A 1,307-nucleotide genomic window follows, 5' to 3' on the forward strand; every position below is an offset into this window, starting at 1 on the left:
CAAAGTAGCCGAGAGCGGCATCGGCTCGGGTTCGGACGTCGCCCGGCTCGCGAAGGCCGGGTTCGATGCCTTCCTGATCGGCGAGTCGCTGCTGCTCGCGGACGACGCGGCCGCGAAACTGGCCGAGTTGCTTTCGGCTTAGCGGCGTGTGGCGGGGCCCCGCAGCCTTCAGTCCGCGCTTTTCGGCGCCGGTCGGCAGAGCCTCCGGCCAGGGGACGCCTCGGGCTAGCAGGCCTGCGGAAGCTGGGCCCTCGGCTGCGCTCCGCTACGCGCAAACCGATCGTGACCTACGAATCGCCCTGCCGCGCGCTTGCGGAGAGCCCCCTGGCCGGGTGCCTGCCGAGCCGGCTGGCCTCAGCGCGTCGACAGCGATTCGAGAGTGGAAGGCTTCGGATTGCCGGTGCGAAGATACTCGATGGATTGAGAGTAGACGCTGCTGTGAAGAGGCCGGTCTCGACCTCGCCAGCGCCAAGCCTCTCGGCTCATGCGATCCGGCGGGCACTTGGAGGGATCGTCGCGGGCATCGAGGACACGATTCGTTCCTGTCCCCTCTCGACTGGTTTTCGGCAAGAATCGCTGCTCCTCGACTCGCCCTCCACTCGCTGCGCCGGATGCTCGCATCGTCTCAAACGGCTTTCCGCCGGCCAGGTCGAGATCGGCTTGGCGCCCGACGTGATGTCCGCACAGCTTCTTCCTGCGGCACTCGAAGGTCGGCGTCTCGAAGAACAGAAAGACGGCGGCTCGGCAGGCGATTCGGCCAGGGGGCTCGTCGCAAGCGCTCGGAAGGTCCTTTCGAAGACCACCAGCGGCTTGCGCGCAGCGGCGCGCAGGCGAGAGCCCGACCCCCGCAGGCCTTGCAGCTCGAGCCGTTCCCTGGTGAATCGCCTGCCGACCGCCGTCGACGCCGGGACAACACTCAGACGGCACCGGCCGGCGCACGGAAAGATCACCGTTTGCCGTACACTCACCACCCGGAGCGCGGAATGAAGATCGTTCGCATTAAGATCTGTGGCATCACCCGTGTCGAAGACGCCGAAGCGGCGGTGGATCTCGGCGCCGACTTCATCGGCCTCAACTTCTGGAGCAAGAGCCCGCGGCGACTCGAGGCTGTCCGCGGCCGCGAGATCGCCGAGGCGGTTCGCGGCAGGACTTCGCTCGTGGGCGTCTTCGTCAATCAGGCGCAGCCGGAAGTGGAGAAGATCGCCACTACCGTTGGCTTCGATCTCATACAGTTCCACGGCGATGAGACTCCCGAGGATCTCGTGCCGTGGGGCGAACGGGCGATGAAGGCGGTCCGCTTCTCCGGC

Annotated in this window: 2 protein-coding genes; both read left to right on the plus strand. The window is 66.9% G+C overall.

Annotated elements, in window-relative coordinates; translation table 11 throughout:
* The coding region (locus tag GY769_23955; protein ID MCP4204975.1) for an indole-3-glycerol phosphate synthase at positions 1-142 on the plus strand (142 nt) is incomplete at its 5' end.
* Positions 143-983: 841 nt separating this feature from the next.
* Positions 984-1,307: N-(5'-phosphoribosyl)anthranilate isomerase (locus tag GY769_23960; GenBank protein ID MCP4204976.1), on the plus strand; the 324-nt coding region annotated here is incomplete at its 3' end.

Source organism: bacterium (genome assembly GCA_024224155.1).
Classification (GTDB): Bacteria; Acidobacteriota; Thermoanaerobaculia; order Multivoradales; family JAHEKO01; genus CALZIK01.